Consider the following 17585-nt stretch of genomic DNA (forward strand, 5'->3'; position numbering starts at 1 on the left):
AATGACGGAATGGGGGTTGTACCGCGGGGTACAACCCCTTTTTCGTGTCACCTGTGCACAGATATGCTAGACAAGTCCTTGTTCCGATTTTGTTTAAATGAAATCCCTATCAATCGGATAGAAATTGTTGGTCCGAAGGCGACCGATCGCGGGTTAGAGGTCGCGGATCAGACGGGGCAAACCCGCCCATCGGCAACAGCCGGGCCAGTACAAGGATTTCAGGGAATGACTCAGGGTCGCACCATCGCCCTTCTCGGGGTTTCGCTACTGACGCTCGCGGCGCAGACCGCTTATGCGCAGACGGCGACGTCCTCTTCGCCGCAGAGCCAGGCCGAGGATCAGGCCGCACAGACCGCGCCGGCCGCAGGTGCCGCGACGACGGCGGACGAGGGTAACGACATCATCGTTACCGGCACGCGCACCGAGGGCCGTACCCGGCTGGACAGCGTGTCGCCGGTCGACGTGCTGAGCGGCGCCAGTCTTCAGCGGCAGGGGACCACCGAACTGGCCTCGGCGCTGGCGGCGGTGGCTCCCTCGATCGACTTCCCGCGTCCCTCGGCCAATGATGCGACCGACGCGATCCGCCCGGCGACGCTGCGCGGCCTGTCCCCGGATCAGACCCTGGTCCTGATCAACGGCATTCGCGGCCACACCTCCGCCAATCTCAACACCAACGGCACGGTCGGACGCGGATCGGCGGCAGTCGATTTGAATACCATCCCGACCGTGGCGCTCGACCGGATCGAGGTGCTGCGCGACGGTGCGTCGGCCCAATATGGATCGGACGCGATCGCGGGCGTCGTCAATCTGCGTCTGCGCGAGGCTCGTTCGGGTGGCGGCGCGTCGGTGACCTATGGCTTCTACAACACCCAGGTCGATACCGCCGCCAACAGCCGCCATGTCAATGGCGAACCGGTCGTCACCGCCTCCGCCTGGCAGGGCATCGGCTTTGGCAGCGACGGCTTCATCACCGTCTCGGGCGAATATACCAAGCGCCAGCCGACCAACCGCGCCGATATCGATCGCCGCGTTACCCCCAACCGCATCACCGGCCGTTATGGCGACCCCGAGGTCGAGCAGTTCACCGGGTTCGTGAATGCGGGCACCTCGCTGACCGACAATGTCAGCCTCTATGCCTTTGGCGGTTATCAGGACCGCGACACGCGCGGTGCGGCCTTCCCGCGCAACGCCAATGCATCGACGACGCTGGCGGGCTATCCCAACGGCTTCCTGCCGATCATCAACACCAAGACGAAGGACATCAATTCGGCGGTGGGCCTGCGCGGCGATTTCGGCGGCTATAATGTCGATCTGTCGCTCAGCTATGGTCGCAACACGGTTGATTTCCGGACGCTCAATTCGGCCAACTATGCCTATGGCGCGGCGACGCCGAAGAATTTCTATGACGGTCAGGTCGCCTATGACCAATATGTCGCCGGGCTGGACGTAACCCGCAAGTTTGACGTGTTCCAGTCGCTGAACGTCGCCTTTGGCATCGAGGGGCGTCGCGAAGGTTACAAGATCACGCCGGGCGAGCAGGCTTCCTACGGGTATCCGACCACCGGCGCGGTAGCGGGCGCGTCGCCGGGGGCGCAGGGCTTTGGCGGATTCAGTCCGGCCAACGCCACCAAGCGGAACCGGCACAGCGGCAGCATCTATCTGGACGTCGAGGCGCAGGTAACCGACAAGCTGTTGATCGGTCTGGCTGGGCGCGGCGAAGATTATTCCGACTTCGGCTCGACCGCCACGGGCAAGGTCTCGGCGCGCTATGACGTGGCGGACTGGTTCGCGCTTCGCGGCACCGCCTCGACCGGCTTCCGCGCGCCGTCGCTGCAACAGCAATATTTCACGCAGATCGCCTCGGTCGTGACCAATGGCGTGCCGATCCTCACCGGCACCTTCCCTTCGGTAAGCGAGGTGGGGACAGCGCTGGGTGGTCTGCCGCTGGAGCCCGAGAAGTCGACCAACCTGTCGGTCGGCACGGTGATCCGGGCTGGCGGCTTCGACCTGACGATCGATGCCTATCGCATCCATATCCGCAATCAGATCGGCCTGTCGGAGAATATCCAGGCCGCGGCCAGCCCGCAGGTCGCGGCGCTGCTGTCGCCCTATAACGTCTCGGCGGCGCGCTTCTTCATCAACGGGCTGGCGAGCACGACCAAGGGCATCGACGCGGTGGCGCATTATCGCCTCCGCACCGACAATGCGGGCAGCTTCGATTTCACGCTGGCGGGCAACGTCAACACGATCGAGGTGACCCGCGTGCCCACCTCGACCGCGACGCTGAACCCCGCGCCGACCCTGTTTGCACGCAGCCGTATCCTGACGCTGGAGGAGGGGACGCCGGGTGAGAAGGTGACGGGCACGATCGACTGGTCGCTCGACCAGTTGGGCGCGTTGGCGCGCGTGACCTATTATGGAAACGTCAACCAGCCGGGCACGACGCCCAGTGCCGACGTCCTGACCGGCAATCGCGCGATCACCGATCTCGAACTTCGCTACACCGCTCGCAAGGGGGCACAGATCGGGCTCGGCGTGAGCAATCTGTTCGACGTCTACCCCCGCGCGACGCCGATCGCGAACAACTCGACCGGCGTTCTGGGCTTCCCCTATTTCTCGCCCTTCGGGTTCAATGGACGCTATGTCTATGCACGGGCCGGTTTGAACTGGTGAACCTGGCCAGTCCGGCTTGACGATGGGAGGACGACTGATCCGTCAGTCGTCCTCTTCCATTTCCCGGTCGATCGTATCCATGAAGTCGCGCGCGGCTTCGCGGTCCGTTTCGTCCTCAAAGGCATCCTTGAGATCGGGCGCCGCGCCCAGCATATAGGCCAGGCACCACAGCGCGAAGCGGCGACCGCCGTCGCGCTCCAGCCCGAATTGCAGTCGCAGACGCTCGATACCGGCGGCGAGCTGTTCCGGGGCGAGGTCGGCAATCTCTTCGGTGCCGAAGAAGCGGACGAGCAACTGATCGAAATCCATGGCGCCTAATAGACGATCCAGCGCGCGCTCCCAAGGGGCGACCGTGCTGAACGTTAGCGGAAACTGGTCGCCCGTCGCACCATATCGTCGACCGGCACGTCATGCAGGACCTGTAGCGAGCCTCGACCAGACTGAACAGTCCGAACCCCAGCAATCCGGCCCCGACGATCAGGTCGAACGGGTTCGTCAGCCATGACAGGACATGCGCCATGCCCCCGGCGTCGCGCGCCTGCTCCTCCATACCGGCCTTCACCAGCAGATAGCCGCTGATCAGGAAGACCAGCCCGCGCGCCGCATAGCCCGCGCGGCCGCTCCACATCACCCAAGCGCGGCGCGCCACATGGGGTTCCAGATAGCGCAGGAACGATCCCTTCGCCGCCTTCACCAACTGTATGGCGCCCAGCAGCAACAGGACGGCCGCCCCGACGAGCAGAAGCGCCCAGCCGCCCGGCCATTTAAGCGCGGTTTCGGCACCTTCGCGCGTGCCGTCACCGGACAGGGCGGCACCGCGCATCAATTGGATCGCCTGCCACGCCAGGAACAGGTGCACGATCCCGCTGACCCCGGCGCCTGTGCGTTCGGCCAGCCCCTTCCGGTCGGAGCCATGCCGTTCGATGTCGAGCGTGGCATCCGCGATCCGCCAGATACCATAGGCGACCAGAGCGGCCGCCATGATGCCCAGGAGGAACTGCCCGCCGCCCCGGCCCAGATACTCCAATGCGCCGCTGGGGTCCTCGGCGCGGCCGGTGCGCAGGATGAGCGTGGCGATGACGATGTAGAGCAGTCCGCGCGTCGCGAAGCCGATCCGCGTCAAATTGGTCAGGCGCGCGTTGGCGTTCATGTCATCTCCTTGATTTGGAGGACACAACCGCGAGGTGGCCGGTCCGTTCCGCGTCTGGAACGGACCGGCGACTATCTGCTTAGCTCCAGTGGCGGATGGGTCCGGTATCGACATGGACGAAGCCGTCATGTGGATAATATCCGACGCCACCCCCGCGCAGCGACAGGGCCGCATCGCGCAGGCGATTGAGCGGGACGCCGGGGATGGCGATGTCGGTCGCCTTGCCCAGCATATGCTGGCTCTTGCTGGCGACTCCGTGCGACCGCGCGTGCATCGCTCCATTGGTCTTGGGACTGCGATAGCCGGAGACGAGCCGCAGGGGCTTGTTGGGAGCGACGTCCAGACGGTCGCGCAGATGGACGAGCAGATCGAGCAGCCTGGGATCCATCGTCCGTGTCGCCCCGGTCCGCCAGTCGCGCATCGCGTGGTTCAACTCGGCGAGCCCATCGGCGCGGTACCGTCCATCGGCGAAGAAGCACACGTCGCAGCGTTCGCGGGTATTAGCATTGATCAGCGAAAGCCGCCGTTCGGGCGTCCGGGCGGAAACCCGTTCCGACAGTGCGGCCATCACCAAAGCGGCCGTCCCGCCGCCCATCAGATCACGGCGCGAATACAGGGAATGAGACAAATGCATGGTCCGGTCGAGAAGAGGAAATCGCAGCTTTACAGTAAGATGGTTGCCACTTCCTGACTTGGATCCATGCTTCGTCGCGTGAAGACAACGACTTACCGGATCGCGAACGGCGATCGGCCGGGACCTGACTTCGCTTCGATGCGTTATTGATCAAAGATGAGGGAGTGACCTGTGCAGATGCGGATGGGGACATCGTTGGTGCTGGCCATGATGCTGGCAGGGTGTAGCGGACAGAGCGCGTCGGACCAGAACGCGACAGCCACCGCACAGGAACAAGCGGGTCCCGCCCAGTGGAGCGACAAGACCAAGGGGCAATTGCGTCAGGCCATCGATGACCGTGCGGCGCATGGGCTTGACCACATGCCGTTCGACATTGGCGCTGGAGACGAGGCCACGCTGACCGAACAGGCGCTGCGTTTCGCTGCGGCACTGGCGCGGGGCGCGACCGATCTAACCAAGCTCTATGAAGTCTATACGGTGCCGAGGCCCTCGCCGGACCTGAAGGCCGGGCTGGCTGGCGCGCTCAAGTCCGGCGACCTCAGCGGATGGCTCAACGGCCTCGCACCGCAGGACGCCAACTATAAGAAGCTTTCGGCCGCCTATCTCAAGATTGCGCGCGAGCCCCGGCCACAGAATTCGCCAGCTCCGATTGCTGATAGCGGTGAGGCGATCAAGCCGGGCGCGACCGACCCCAGGCTGCCCGCGATCACGCGCGAGTTGGTGATCCTCGATTATCTGCCGCGCAACGCCGCGCTTGGGAATAGCTACGCGCCGCCTATCGTCGCGGCGGTCCGCCAGATGCAGGCGGATTACGGGATGAAGCCGGACGGCATTATCGGTGCCGAGGCGCTGGCCATCCTCAACATGTCGGACGCAGACCGCGGGCGCGCGATCGCGGTCGCGATGGAGCGGCTGCGTTGGCTGGAACGCACGCCGCCCGAGACCCGGATCGACGTCAATATCGCGGCGGCCCGGCTGACCTATTGGCGCGATGGAAAGATCGTCGACAGCCGCAAGGTGATCGTGGGCGAACCGGATACCGAGACGCCGCAGCTCGGCTCCCCCATCTTCAGACTGGTCGCCAACCCGACCTGGACCGTTCCCCGCTCGATCCAGGAAAAGGACATCGCCAAGAAGGGTCCCGGTTACCTGAAGGCGAACAACATGGTCTGGAAGGACGGTTGGATCGTGCAGCAGCCGGGGCCGAAAAACTCGCTGGGTCTGGTCAAGTTCGACATGCAGAACGACCACGCCATCTATCTTCACGACACGCCCGCCAAGACGTTGTTTGGGCTTGTCCAGCGGCAGCGTAGCCATGGTTGCGTCCGCGTCGACGATGCGCTGGGCTTTGCCGAGATGCTGGCCAAGGATGAAGGCGTGGTCGACGAATGGCACCGCGCTCGCGAAACGGGCAAGGAGACCTTCGTCAAGCTGCCCCGCCAGATCCCGGTGCGACTGCTCTATCAGACGGTTCTGTTCGAAGATGACGGAGAACCGATCGTTCGCAACGATCCCTACGGCTGGGATGACCGTATTGGATCCGCCTTGGGCTTCCAGGCGGGCAAGGCCCTGCGCGCCAAGACCGGCGCCGCGGACGTCGGGCCGTAACGTGATGTGCAGGTCGTAGTTTACCGGGCCGGGTGATCGCGACGTCGGTGGCGTCGCGGTCCCTTGATGGCGGAAGAGGTGACCGCCTCAACATGCGGCAAGAATGGCTAAAAAGCGCGCCTTTTTACCGTCCGGTTCGTGGCAATACCCCGACTTATACCCCTATGCTGTTTTAGCCGCTACGGTTGCGCCACCAGTATAGATGATCGACGGACCAAAGGCGATTCGTCCGCCACACCTCCACGGTGCTGGCGGGACGGGCCAAGCGCTGATAGCGTCGAGTGCTCGCCCCTCGCCGAGGTCGCCCAATGCGCCGTGATCGCCGATCTGACCCGCTTCCTATGCACCCGCGTGACGAGTCGCCGCCCAGCCGATGGGAGCGGGTAGGGGTGTGGCTGGAGCTCGGGGGCTTCGCCGTTCTGACCGTCTCCGGCCTGATTGCCTGTGGCTGGGGCGCGTTACGCTATGTCGCAGGGTGGTCCTGATCGCGCCATACCCCTGAGCGGCGCAGCTGGCGCACGATCCCGTTGAACGCCGCCGTCACGCCCTGAGCGCGCCCGATCTCATTCGCTTGCCCGGCGGATTCCCAAAAGGTCGTCAACGGCCAGCGCTCAGGGCAGTGGGGCAGAAGGCAGCGAAGGGCGAGGCGGACCGGGATCGTATCGCACCGACGCTCGCCGCTATCGATCATCGCCTGCCGCAGGACCTGGACAGATAGCTCGACGACGATTCGATGATGACGGCGCATCATGCTATGGAACGTAACAGGAACAACTTGGCAAGAGATTCGCGATGGCCCGCTGCCGCCTGTGCACAAGCAATGACGATCAGGCGCTGATCGAATATCTCGCCGAGAAGCTATGGGACAGTCGTATGGGCGAGTTCGAGATCGCAACGCCGTGGAGCGAGGCGAGCCCATTCTGGCAAGCCAAGTTCCGGGAAATGGCAGTGTCGGCGCGACTGGCCTTATTGGCGTGACCGGACGTTAAACGCCCTGCGCCAGTTCCAGCACATAGCCCCAGCCGCGCTCGGTGGTGATCGTCACCTCGCCGCCCAGAGTGCGCAGCCAGCGCCGCAGTCGGCATATCCGCACCTTGGCCACGTCCGTTTCGGCATCCTCTCCTACCGTCAGCATGGCTAGGCTGAGATGCGAGGCCCGACCGCGCCGAACGAGGTGGTATAGCGTTTCCACCTCGCCGGGCGGCCGGTGATGGCGGACACCCTTCCAATAGACCGCCCCTGGATCACGCTGCACGGCCAAGCCGAACCGCTCCACACGGTCCGGCCGATCTATACCACAGCAGGGGCAAGGCTCGCTCATGCGGCCAGCAGCGACTTTTGCGATTGCGGGATGGCCGCAACGATCGCCTGGACAGACGATGGCAGGGGGTGGACCCCGTCAGGGCTGCCCTGTGGTCGCATCGCGGTCCCGCTAGGGACGACGGTCGCAGTAGACGGCACCGTGACGGTAAACGGCCCGCTGCCGGTTACCGCCTGCACCTGCAACGATACGCCACCGCCATACAGAAGGTCTCCGATCCTCGGCGCTGTTGCCGTCTGGATCGTCGTGTAGGTCGCCGTGCCGTCCGTTCCCGCTTGGGCCGCCAGCGTGTAGGTGTCGGCTGCCGCAGGCCAGGTGCCGGGATAGGCAGCATCGTACCAGAATGGCTTGGTGCTGATGTAGCCCGCCAGACGGCTGCCGCCGCCAGCCTCCTTGTACGCCTCCAACTGCCATTTGAAGCCGTTGCCCCATCCGTTCGTGGTCGAGGACCATTCGTTGTATTGGGATGCCGCCTGACCATCGCGTGCGGTCCAGCCGTTGGTCGAGGTGGTGCGGGGCAGCACGCCCGTCGCGACGACCTTGATGCCGGAATAGCGCTGCTTGAACCGATCCACGAAGCCAGACCAGTTGTTCTGCATCGTGGCATAGGTCGAATTTACGTCGTTCTGTCCGAGCTGGTCGACGGCGATCGTGAACGGCAGGGCGGAACTCGTATTGAAAGCCGCCGCCTGGTCGAGAATCTGCCAGCGAAGCGTGGCATTAATGTTGAGCTCGCGAGCCGACCCGGCCCCCGGCATACCCATCATCATGAAGGGCACCCGGCGATAGGTCTGATCGTCCTTGTCGAGCCAGCGGCGGAGCCAGCCAAGATTTCCGCGCGTGTCGGCCTCCGCGGCAAACTCCTGTCGCGACTCACCGATGCTGTCCACGACACCCAGCACGACCGGGCGGCCATCCCAGCCCCGAGCGACCGTCATGTCCGGCCCATAATAGGCGGGCATGGATTGACCAAAGCCGGTATCGAGCGATGCCGTCGATGCCGTCGCGGGCGCGTTCAACATCGGGGTAAGCGTCGCCGCGTCGGTCGCGCCCCATACCCGTTCGCCACGCGCGGTCTGGATGCGATAGACCGGGATTTGCTTCTCGCCTGCCGCCGTATGGTAGAGCGTGTAAATCGCCACGCTGGCTTCGCGCGGGATGGTGATCGTCGGCTCATCAGTCCATGCGCCGATATTCCCGCTCGCGATCGATACGCCTGCCGCGCCGCCAAATGTCAGCGCCACCGGGGCCGCCCCATTCACGCTGATCCACGCGCCATCGATCACCATGGCATTGCCGGGCAATACGGTTTCCTGCGGACTGGCGCTCCCCTCGGTCGAGGCGAAGCCCGAAAAGTGGAACCGGGGGTTGGTGACGGTGTGAACGGTCGAGGCGAGGACGATCCGCGTCATGACGTAATTGGTCGCCGAAGCAGCCGTCACCAGCGAACCGGACGGGAACCGCGCCCGCGTTGCCCAGAACATATAGCGCTGCGCATCTGTTACAGGCGTTTCCAGCGGATCGGCGATAGCGGTGAAGGTCAACGGCTCTTCGACGGCTCGCTGCCCCTTGGTCGCTCGAATGACGATTGTGTATGCCTGCCCTACGGCCTGCGCCCCCATTCCCGCGACAATGCGACCACCCGACGCCAGCGCAAGCTGCGCAGGCGCGCTACCAACAACGGCATAAGTCGCCCCCGTCCCGAATGGATCGGTCAGGGACGCAATCAACGCGCCCTGCGATATCGTGTTGTAATAGGTGGTCTTGCTGGCTGCCAACCCCGGGCCGCCGCCGCCGCTACCGCCCAGACCAAGGCTCAGGCCTATGCCGAGGCCCGGCATCAGTAGAGCCCCAGCATGTTCGAAGCGGTGGTGCCGTTCGCGAGGATGCGACGCGGACGGAAAGGAATAAGCGAGCCTGCCGGCACGTTCTTCCAGGTTATTCCGGTGGCGGAGGCGGGGGCGCCAACGCCGATCATCGTGATATCGCCGCCCGTCCCGACATAGACACCCTTCGGGATGTCAGGCAGATCTGCGGTGTCGCTTGGGGTGATCGCGGCGGCGCGCGTGGCGGGGCTGGATACCGTGTCCGCCGAGGAAGAAAATACGTCAGCCATGGTCAGTCCTTTCGAGGGATCGGGGAATTGGTGGGCCATGCGTCCCAGAGAAGCCGGCGCTTGGCCTCGCAGTCGGCCAGGTCGAACCGTCCGTCGCGGATGGTCGCGTCGTCGTCGGCCGCCGTGGCGCTACCGTCCGGCTGGCGATGCTGTGCCGTCGGTCGGCACGGCTCCCCCGCTGCGGCTGGCGGTGGCGGGATCTCGGGCGAGTGCGGCATCGAGCGCGTCGATGTCGCGCACCCGGTCAGCGTCGCGGCACAGAGCGCGACCAGCATCAGTTTGCGCATAGCGGGTCACCGTGTCTTTCGAATGGATGATGAGGGGCTGGCGGGCGGCGAGGGAGGCCGCATAGGTCTGGGCCGCCGCCGCCTGTTGCTGGGCAAACCGGGCTTCATCGGCAAGGCGCGCGTTGTCCGTCTCCGCGATCGCCGCAGACCAGGCTGCCCGTTCGTTGGTCAGCGTCTGGCGATAGTCGGCGCGGAGTCGATCGAGCCGCGCGACCCACAGGCCCATGGCCAGCACGATCAGCGCGGGCCAGAACCGGCGGAGCAAGGCAAGCGTGGTCACGCCTCGTTGACCGATAGAGGCTGCCCCGATGCGGACAGGCGCACCGGCTTGCCGATCACGGGCAGGCCAGCGGGCCAGCGCCAGGCGACGCAACGGGCCTTCGCAATGCGGGTGGTGGTCACGGCATCGCTCTGATTGCCGCCCAGCACCCGATACGCCGTGTCATCCTCGCCGACATAGAAGCCGACGTGCCCGCCGCCCTCGCGCTCGAAGACCAGCACCGCGCCCGGCGCCAGCGCGTCGGCCGCGATCGGCTTGCCCCAGGTCGCCCAAGACTTCGCCCGGATCGCGATCGGGGGCGGCGTCAGGCCCGCCTCGGCGACACACTTCGCGGCGAAAAGTCCGCACCAAGGGGTCGCATCACCGTTGAAGGCGATGCCAAGCACCTTGACCGGGATGGCCTTGGCCCAGCCCATGATGGTCGGATTGTTCGCGGGACCGGGCGTTTCGCGCACGCCAAGCTTCGCCCGCGCGGCGGTGAGCCACGTTGGTTCGGTCATCATCGATTTCCTTTTGTTGGGGAGGCGTCAGGCCTCCGGCTTATCCTTGGCGGTCGCCATGCCCGCGACCGTCCCGATGATCGTCCGCGCCGCCCCCAGCACGAATTTCATTGCGCCGAAGCCCAGCCATCCCGACGAAACCGAGACGGTCAGATAGGCCCATAGCGGCCATCCGAAGTGTTGCGCCGCCGCGCCGCCGATCGCGCCGAAGGCGGGCAGCAGCGAGATGAGAACGGCAATGTCGCGCCAGCTTACCGGCTGCTTGGCCTCTATCTTCTGACCGATGCGCAGCCACTGCCCCGCTGCAACGGCGAAGACGCCGATGCCATAGTGCTGCCAGCCCTTCACAGCGTCACCACCCCTATTCCAAGCCCCGTGAATACAAGCCCGATCGACACCATGAGGCTGACGGTGCGATGCGAGGCGGTGACGGCCTGGACGAAAGCCATGCCGGTTACGGCCATCGCTGCCGCGATGCAGTCGGTGACCACGTCGAAGGTCTGCCAGGTCTCGGGCGAACGAGAGACGAGCTTCGCCATGTCGCCCGCACACCCGAAGGTGAACCCGAAGCCGATCAACGCGGAACCGACGAACAACAGCGAGGCGGACCATGGCGCGGTCATCGCGTCGCGCAGGTCGACGTGAAGCCGCTCGATCGTCGCGCGGAACTCGGCGCGGCATTGCTCCCGGCCGGGCTCGCGGCAGCGAAGCAACTGCCAGAGCGCCCGGCGCGCGGGCCCCAGCCATTGGACGGACGCGACACCGAAGCGCGCTCCCGTCAGCATCAGCCACCATATGGTCGCCGTGCTGACGATATGGCCGAGCGCGGTCATTTCGCGACCGCACCGGCCGCGAAGCTTGCATTATCCATCGATGTCACTCCTGGGGTTAAGCGAGGTCCGGCCGAAAGTCGGCCACCGCCGCGATCACGAAATCGGCGATCGCCTGCTGCATCGCATCGGTGGGATGCGTGCCGTCCTTCAGCGAGGACGGATTATTCGGGATCGCGCCCTTGGCGTTGACGAACCGCACGCTCGCCCCGCCATTGGCGTCCGCGACCCCCGCCTGGATCGCCGCGCGATATTGGTCCCCGCTGATCGGAAGGCCGCCGCTGTCGAGCGCCGTCTGATAGAGAAAGCCGAGCACCAGGATGCTCGCATTGGGCTGAACGGCCAGGAAATTCTGGACCAGCCCGCGCGCTTCATCACGTGTGCTCTGAAGGGTGAATTGGCTGGTCGCGTTGTTGACGCCTGCTAGCAGGATATGCAGGTCGGCGGCCTGCTGTGCATACTGGCGGCCGCGCTGGGCGAGGATGAAATCGCCGCCATATCCATTGTGCGCGACCTTCGAGTTGAAGCGGTCTGCGACCTTGTACCACCAGGTGCGGCTCGGCCTCTCCGAATAGAACGGCATCGACGTGCTATCGCCACAGAATTGGATGGTGCGCGTGGGCCTCGTGGGGGTGCCGCCTATGATGGAGGCGGCAGGATAGCGGCGCTCGATCACCTCCATAGCCCAGCCATAAGGCCACATGAGGGTGAGCAAGTGATTGGTCGATGGGGCAAGGTCGACTCCGACCGTCACATAGCCCACCTCGTCATGCTCGACTGGCGAGGCGATCGTAATACGCGAGACGCCGTTGACCATCACCTCGACCAGCATGGGTTCGACGCCCCCCGACGGCGATAGGCCGGGGAACCGCAACCTCCACTCGAAGCGCCCACCGTTCGGCCCCGGATTGATGCCGACCGATTCTCGCAGACCGGGGCACGAGAACCGATGTGCGGCCGTTTCCGCGTTCAGGGTCGAGGCGATCGGCCGGACCACACGGCGCGCGGTCGGCGTGTTGATCAGCGTGCTTGCCGTCGGATAGTCGGTCAGCTTAAAGCGCGCGTCATCGGCGCCAGCCGTCTGGACAGCCATGTCGCGGGTCAGCCGCTCCTTAAGCTCGATGATCTCCAGCGTTTCCCGGCTGGTCCGGTCGAAGATGAAGACATTCCCGGCCGCATAATAGTGGATATAGACCCGCCAGGGCTGCTGGATCTGGGCAGCGGCATCCACGGCGGGTCCGTGCGTGAAATACAGGCCGCGATTGGCCCCGCCGATCAGAATGCGGATTCCGTCGTTCGCCCCAGTCGCTACCGCGTCCGGTGTGGAAGGGGCATCAAATTGCAGGGCGATCCCATCGTACAGCGCAATGCCGGCCGGCAGCGTTAGAACCCAGTCGTTCACCGTGGCGCCCTGGGCGGACGGGACGAGCAGTGCATAGCCAGCGGCTGCACTGCTCACCAGATCCGCCGCATCCTGCACCCCGGCTGCGATCCGGCCGACCAAATCCGCGCCATCAATCGACACGCGGACATCGTCATTCGAAAAAATCGCCCTCGCGTTCGACCAAGCACCACCCGCCGATGCCGCCCCACTACCGCCCGGCGGGCGGCTCGCCGGCGCGGCGTCCATCCCGTAGACGGTCGGCAACGCCGACAGAGTGCCATAGACCAGCCGTCGTTTGTCCTGACCGAAGGTGCCGATCAGGTCGTAATAGAGCACCGACGACGACCCCAGCTCCCCCGCATAAGGGACCTTCGACGCATCCTTCATCGTGGTCTCGTTGATGCGCAGCACGACCTGACTGGTCGGGACGCCCCCCGCAACCGTGACGTCGACCAGCCGAAAGCCTTCCGCGTTGGCGGTGGCACCCATGCCCAGCGCGATCGGCGCGGGGCCCGGCGTCTCGGGGTTGAGCCGTGCCTCCAACGCCAGCGTCACCCCGGTGAGGTCGAGCCCTTCGAAAAAGATGGTGCGGACGCACGCGCCCGCCCGGTCCGCCACGATCGGCAGACAGGCCGCAGTTGCCATTCGATGTTCTCCGGATGATTGAGGGTTAGGGCTCTTGTGTGCCGTCTTCGAGTCGCCTCACGCGCTCGGTCACGCTGGTCAGCGCTGTCTGTTGCTGCTGAATCAGCTCGGCTTGCTGGTCGATCAGAGCTTGCTGCTGTTCCACCGTCCCTGCGACGACATCAACGGCCGGGTCATTCGGCATAGCGACCGCGTCCAGGTCGGCCGTCTGTCGCAGCGCGGGGATAGGCGGCGCGACGGCGGTCTGGCCCAACGCGAAAGCGTGCTTGCCCGGCGTCTCGCCCATCAGCGTGAATTTCCACGCCATTCGGTCGGGCATCGGCTGCCGCTTCAGGATCACGCACGGCTGCTGCGCCAACCCGTCGTCGGGCAGGTCGATGATCAGCATGTCGCCCGGGCCGTATCGGCGCAGCCGCGGCTTCACGACGATCTCGATCTCGCCCAATTCCCGTCGGTCGAGCAGCTCATACGCCGCCAGTTCGGCTGCCTGATCCTTGTCCTGCACCAGATTATACTGGCGCTCCGCGCGCTTTACCTCGCCGTCCACCTCGACCAGAGCGGCGACCGTCACCGGCTCGGTGGAGGCAATGAATTCCCATTTGTGATCGCGCGATTTCCACTTCGGAACGATGGTGTTGATCCGCTCCTCCCAGCCTGAGCCGGAGGAGACGACGATTTCGTCATCGGCCAGGTCGGCGACCGTAATCATGTCCAGCGCCACGCGCGGCGCGCTGATCTTCAGCCCAAGCCGCCCGCCGCGCCAGCACGGCTGCGCGCCGCCCGCCGCCAGCATGTCGCATAGATTCTGCCAACGGGTGGACTGACCGCCATAGGCCGGTTCGAACACGACCCCGCCACAGCGCCATCCGTTGGCCTGGCAGACATTGTGGAGGTGAACGAAGTCCTCGACGATGATCCCATCGATCGGCAGACCGACCCCCGCGACCTTCTGATAGGTTGAGCCCGACACGCGCGGGTCGCGGTGATAGACCCCCAGCGCATATTTCAGCGCGACCAAGCCGGGGCTGTCGGTATAGGTCCAGCTGCCCCGCGCCGTATCGTGCGCCGCCGTGTCGCGCGGGTCGGCCCAGCGCTGCGGCCCGATGCCGCCGGGGTAGGAGGAATCGAGCGTCGGGTCCCAGCATTTCTGCCCGCGCCAGATCGCCCCCAGCTGTGGCACGCCGCTGGCGAAAACCTTGCCCTTGCGGTCGAAGAGCAGCGACCACGCGATGGCCGCATAACCCGACAGGCGATAGCCCGCGCCCCAGCCCGGCGCGCCCGCCCAGTGCGGCTGAAGCGCCGAGCCCTCGGGCATCGCGCCATTCTGAACCGACGCCCACAGGAACCCCGCGGCATAGCCTGACGCCGCACCGCCCATCGCCGCAATGCCCAGCGACACGAAGTCCGCTTGGGCATCGACCAGTCCCTCCACCGGACCCGCGCCCGAATAGACGTCGACAATCAGGGCATAGGGGTTCGGGACCTTGTCGATCGTGGGACCGTAACCGATCTGCTGGACCCGGCTGCCGCCATAATAGGTCTCGCCGATCAAGAAGGGCATCGGTTGGTTCGAGCCGACCGTGATGCCGGTAACCGAGCCCTTTGCGGGGGGCGACGACCCGGTCAATGACGCGCCGACGTTTGCAACCGCTGCAACTGCGCCTGCGACGAGCGCCACCGGCGCGAGTCCGACCAGACCCGACACAGCCGCAACAACGCCAGCTGCTTTGCCGACAGTAGACAGAACTCCGCTCATGCATATGCTCCATCCACCAACAGGGGAGAGTCGAATTGTTTCTATCAATTGTCGCAGTGCTGGCCGCTCAGAACATTGCGCCAGGACCCGCAGCACCGCCGCCTCCGGTGACGTACGCTGAAATCAAGAGCGCTCGCGTCCCGGTAACGACCGCAGACATTACTGATCGGCCATATCGAGTGTTGGCTCATGTCCAGCGGAACGTACGAAAGGCGACGCTATTCTCGAAAGGGGCCAGCCAGGAGAAGCTAGAGAATGAATTGTGGGAGCGCGGTCAAAAGATCGGCGCTGATGCAATCGTCAATGCTCGCTTCGGCGGAGAGCGCGTGGTGGCGATGAGTTGGGGGGCGAACAAGGTCGAAGGCGACGCAATCAAGTTTCTCACCGATGACGAGATCACAGCACGGGCTGCGACCGGAGCGAGGTGAGGGAAGGGCGGCGGTTATCTGCCGCCCTCCAATTTCCTCAAATTGAGGGATTTGGCTTTACCACCGGTGGTGGGGAAGGGCTTTCCCTCAAATTTGAGGAAAAGCCCTCATGTTTGGGACTATCCAGATTTGGATTGTCAGCTTGGGGTCAGGTAATCAGCAACAGAACCAGCCCACCGAAGCTGGCGGATCGGGGTTCCGTTTCCATGGTGCTTGCCGGTGTCTTGCATCACCGCCCCGGCACGAATGCCCGCATCAGTCGGTTCGTAATAAGGCTTCCCGCGCGCATCCCGGAACGCCATCTGCAATCCGATTTGGCATAGCCGGTCATTAACCTTTTGCGCCGAACTGATGCCAGCCCTGCGCGCGAGATCCGATGGAGAGAGCAGCGCTTCGTTCTGCGGCGCGTCCATATGGGTAACGCCGAGCAGGCCAAGCGTATCAATGCCCGTCATCGCGACGGTAGCACGATTGGCGGAGAGAGCGGCTTGGTTGCCGTTGAGGCCGATCATTTTGGCAAGCCGCAGGTTCTGGCCAAAGGTCAGCCGGGTTTCTCGGGCTACGTCCATCTTCGAGTGGGAAGCGGGGGAAGGCCGAAACGTGCTCGTTGCGGCCTTAGCGCGGCGCTCGCATTCGATAAAATAGCGCCGGGCCTGCTTACCGCGATCGTTGCGCTCGACCATTGATAGCTCTTTGGCCATGTCGAGGCTGACCGCATATTCCCGAGCCGGACGACCGCGTCCCGAATTTTCCCCGAAACTGGGGAAAATACAAAAGTCGACGTCCTGGATGAAATCATACTGCTCGATGCGATCACGCATCCAAGTCGAGAAGTCTTTCCCGACGAGAAGGAAGGCGTGCAGTTGCCGGGCGTCGACAGTTTCGACGAGCGCGCCGCCAATGTCGCGTTTCTCCAAGGCGAAGGCCGTGGCCAGATGACCCGATAGACCGATCCGGGTGGCGGTGGTATCTGTTGATTCGGGCATGATTGAGATGCCTTTCTCGGTGGGTTTTTCGGGAAATTCCGAAAAACGACGCGGGCGGCAGTCACAGCCTCCGCCCTCCGCTGGGGAGAGCGACCGGAAGGGTAAGCTTCCTAGGGCCATAGCCCTTCCGGTCGTCCACGAGGCTGGAGATCCCTGCCTCGATTACCAGCGACCATTGATCGCGGCGGAATAGAAGAAGAACACTCATAGACGGGCAGCGCTTCTGTCAAGGCTTTGGCCCCCTCACTGCCAGCCAGTCGTCGCGACTAGGCCCGCGCAATGCGTGTAACATCGGCGGTGATGATATCCTGCACCTCCACAGAGTCCCAAAGTTCGTTGTCCCTGATGATTGCGATCTTCGCTGACAGCTCGGCGGCAGAGCGGACCGGATGATGAACCACAGCATCACGGGCCGCACATCGCACGTCGCATAGTCGATCGCTTTCAGCGCCTGCGGCATCAAGCCCGCTTTCCTTCGACGCACGAAGCAGCAGCACGCGCCGAGCGGCAACGGCTGCTGTCAGTTCGACACAAGCAGCGTGATAGTTCGCCTGCGACGGGTCAATCGGACGGCTGTGCTTCGGGTCGAGGAAGTATTTCGCTTCCCTGACCCGGCAGTTGTCCGCCGTCGACCAGATCTTGGATTTGGCATTTGGACCACCGCTCCATTCGACAGATTGATGTGGAATAGCCGCCTCCATGTGGTCGAAGCGTTCGCTTGCCTCCTTATAGGTGGTGGCGTCGAAATTGCGTTCGGCACGCTCAGCGGCGCGGTAGGCCGCGAGCTTCGAGCCGAAGTCGGAGTTAATCTGCGCCGAGACAGGGGCGGCAACGACAACCGGTGCGATCATCATTGCGCCGACAATGCCGCGGCGGGTAATAGCGAGGTCAGCCATAGCGCGATCTCCTTCGCGTGTTTGGTCAGGGCCGGTTGGAGGCTCCACCCTCCTTCCGGTCTGTACTCATGTAATTACATTCACTATTGCA

General features: G+C 64.4%; 17 protein-coding genes. 4 read left to right on the forward strand and 13 right to left on the reverse strand.

Translation table 11 applies throughout. The annotated features are described in order from the left end of the window. The first annotated feature begins 225 nt into the window (after nt 1-225). The gene (locus tag ACWPWT_RS15620) at nt 226-2673 is read left to right on the forward strand and encodes a TonB-dependent receptor plug domain-containing protein (RefSeq protein ID WP_261270794.1); all 2448 of its coding nucleotides are present in this window, start codon (nt 226-228) and stop codon (nt 2671-2673) included. A 115-nt stretch (nt 2674-2788) separates the two neighbouring features. Here the strand turns inward: ACWPWT_RS15620 and ACWPWT_RS15625 are convergent, their stop codons facing one another. Then, nucleotides 2789-3823, reverse strand: coding sequence for a DUF1206 domain-containing protein (locus ACWPWT_RS15625; protein WP_454280458.1), 1035 nt, complete (start codon nt 3821-3823; stop codon nt 2789-2791). 79 nt (nt 3824-3902) lie between these two features. Next, nucleotides 3903-4451 carry a DUF882 domain-containing protein gene (locus ACWPWT_RS15630; RefSeq protein ID WP_454280459.1) on the reverse strand — a complete coding sequence of 183 codons (549 nt, stop codon included), beginning with the start codon at nt 4449-4451 and terminating at the stop codon, nt 3903-3905. Between the two features lie 189 nt (nt 4452-4640). On the opposite strand from ACWPWT_RS15630, the gene ACWPWT_RS15635 reads away from it, so the two are divergent. Together ACWPWT_RS15635 and ACWPWT_RS15640 are read left to right on the forward strand one after the other, a co-directional pair. Then, the gene (locus ACWPWT_RS15635; protein ID WP_454280460.1) at nt 4641-6065 is read left to right on the forward strand and encodes a L,D-transpeptidase family protein; all 1425 of its coding nucleotides are present in this window, start codon (nt 4641-4643) and stop codon (nt 6063-6065) included. 792 nt (nt 6066-6857) lie between these two features. Continuing rightward, complete coding sequence (locus ACWPWT_RS15640; RefSeq protein ID WP_454280461.1) at nt 6858-7043, forward strand: hypothetical protein; 186 nt, start codon at nt 6858-6860, stop codon at nt 7041-7043. 7 nt (nt 7044-7050) lie between these two features. On the opposite strand, the gene ACWPWT_RS15645 is transcribed toward ACWPWT_RS15640, so the two are convergent. The 9 genes from ACWPWT_RS15645 to ACWPWT_RS15685 form a co-directional block, all read right to left on the reverse strand. Beyond that, nucleotides 7051-7326, reverse strand: coding sequence for a hypothetical protein (locus ACWPWT_RS15645; RefSeq protein WP_454280462.1), 276 nt, complete (start codon nt 7324-7326; stop codon nt 7051-7053). Nucleotides 7327-7382: 56 nt separating this feature from the next. Beyond that, nucleotides 7383-9227 (reverse strand): SGNH/GDSL hydrolase family protein, encoded by a 1845-nt coding sequence (locus tag ACWPWT_RS15650; protein WP_454280463.1) that lies wholly within the window; start codon nt 9225-9227, stop codon nt 7383-7385. Further along, nucleotides 9227-9502, reverse strand: a complete 276-nt coding sequence (locus tag ACWPWT_RS15655) for a spike base protein, RCAP_Rcc01079 family (protein WP_454280464.1) — start codon at nt 9500-9502, stop codon at nt 9227-9229. The genes ACWPWT_RS15650 and ACWPWT_RS15655 overlap by 1 nt, the downstream gene beginning before the upstream one ends. Before the next feature lie 129 nt (nt 9503-9631). Then, a complete protein-coding gene (locus ACWPWT_RS15660; RefSeq protein ID WP_454280465.1) occupies nt 9632-10069 on the reverse strand; it encodes a hypothetical protein in 438 nt (145 codons plus the stop codon). Further along, the gene (locus ACWPWT_RS15665) at nt 10066-10569 is read right to left on the reverse strand and encodes a TIGR02594 family protein (protein WP_454280466.1); all 504 of its coding nucleotides are present in this window, start codon (nt 10567-10569) and stop codon (nt 10066-10068) included. Before ACWPWT_RS15665 ends, ACWPWT_RS15660 begins: the two co-directional genes overlap by 4 nt. Before the next feature lie 27 nt (nt 10570-10596). Next, nucleotides 10597-10917: a hypothetical protein gene (locus ACWPWT_RS15670; protein WP_454280467.1), complete on the reverse strand. Its 321-nt coding sequence runs from the start codon at nt 10915-10917 to the stop codon at nt 10597-10599. Next, a complete protein-coding gene (locus ACWPWT_RS15675) occupies nt 10914-11402 on the reverse strand; it encodes a hypothetical protein (protein ID WP_454280468.1) in 489 nt (162 codons plus the stop codon). The genes ACWPWT_RS15670 and ACWPWT_RS15675 overlap by 4 nt, the downstream gene beginning before the upstream one ends. Before the next feature lie 55 nt (nt 11403-11457). Continuing rightward, nucleotides 11458-13428: an SGNH/GDSL hydrolase family protein gene (locus tag ACWPWT_RS15680; RefSeq protein ID WP_454280469.1), complete on the reverse strand. Its 1971-nt coding sequence runs from the start codon at nt 13426-13428 to the stop codon at nt 11458-11460. Between the two features lie 25 nt (nt 13429-13453). Then, nucleotides 13454-15184 (reverse strand): phage tail protein, encoded by a 1731-nt coding sequence (locus ACWPWT_RS15685; RefSeq protein ID WP_454280470.1) that lies wholly within the window; start codon nt 15182-15184, stop codon nt 13454-13456. A 179-nt stretch (nt 15185-15363) separates the two neighbouring features. Here ACWPWT_RS15685 and ACWPWT_RS15690 point away from each other — a divergent pair, with 179 nt between their 5' ends. Next, the gene (locus ACWPWT_RS15690) at nt 15364-15612 is read left to right on the forward strand and encodes a hypothetical protein (protein ID WP_454280471.1); all 249 of its coding nucleotides are present in this window, start codon (nt 15364-15366) and stop codon (nt 15610-15612) included. Nucleotides 15613-15749: 137 nt separating this feature from the next. Here ACWPWT_RS15690 and ACWPWT_RS15695 read toward each other — a convergent pair whose 3' ends face one another. Both ACWPWT_RS15695 and ACWPWT_RS15700 read right to left on the reverse strand, forming a co-directional pair. Next, complete coding sequence (locus tag ACWPWT_RS15695; protein ID WP_454280472.1) at nt 15750-16598, reverse strand: antA/AntB antirepressor family protein; 849 nt, start codon at nt 16596-16598, stop codon at nt 15750-15752. A gap of 266 nt (nt 16599-16864) precedes the next feature. Then, complete coding sequence (locus ACWPWT_RS15700) at nt 16865-17494, reverse strand: hypothetical protein (protein WP_454280473.1); 630 nt, start codon at nt 17492-17494, stop codon at nt 16865-16867. Nucleotides 17495-17585 lie beyond the last annotated feature (91 nt).

It is taken from the genome of Sphingomonas sp. Marseille-Q8236, from assembly GCF_965112005.1.

Bases quoted from the DNA above. Each gene is read 5' to 3' on its own strand.
- ACWPWT_RS15620 (WP_261270794.1), top strand. From the start codon at position 226: ATGACTCAGGGTCGCACCATCGCCCTTCTCGGGGTTTCGCTACTGACG.
- ACWPWT_RS15625 (WP_454280458.1), bottom strand. From the start codon at position 3,823: ATGAACGCCAACGCGCGCCTGACCAATTTGACGCGGATCGGCTTCGCG.
- ACWPWT_RS15635 (WP_454280460.1), top strand. From the start codon at position 4,641: ATGGGGACATCGTTGGTGCTGGCCATGATGCTGGCAGGGTGTAGCGGA.
- ACWPWT_RS15640 (WP_454280461.1), top strand. From the start codon at position 6,858: ATGGCCCGCTGCCGCCTGTGCACAAGCAATGACGATCAGGCGCTGATC.
- ACWPWT_RS15650 (WP_454280463.1), bottom strand. From the start codon at position 9,227: ATGCCGGGCCTCGGCATAGGCCTGAGCCTTGGTCTGGGCGGTAGCGGC.
- ACWPWT_RS15655 (WP_454280464.1), bottom strand. From the start codon at position 9,502: ATGGCTGACGTATTTTCTTCCTCGGCGGACACGGTATCCAGCCCCGCC.
- ACWPWT_RS15665 (WP_454280466.1), bottom strand. From the start codon at position 10,569: ATGACCGAACCAACGTGGCTCACCGCCGCGCGGGCGAAGCTTGGCGTG.
- ACWPWT_RS15675 (WP_454280468.1), bottom strand. From the start codon at position 11,402: ATGACCGCGCTCGGCCATATCGTCAGCACGGCGACCATATGGTGGCTG.
- ACWPWT_RS15680 (WP_454280469.1), bottom strand. From the start codon at position 13,428: ATGGCAACTGCGGCCTGTCTGCCGATCGTGGCGGACCGGGCGGGCGCG.
- ACWPWT_RS15685 (WP_454280470.1), bottom strand. From the start codon at position 15,184: ATGAGCGGAGTTCTGTCTACTGTCGGCAAAGCAGCTGGCGTTGTTGCG.
- ACWPWT_RS15695 (WP_454280472.1), bottom strand. From the start codon at position 16,598: ATGCCCGAATCAACAGATACCACCGCCACCCGGATCGGTCTATCGGGT.
- ACWPWT_RS15700 (WP_454280473.1), bottom strand. From the start codon at position 17,494: ATGGCTGACCTCGCTATTACCCGCCGCGGCATTGTCGGCGCAATGATG.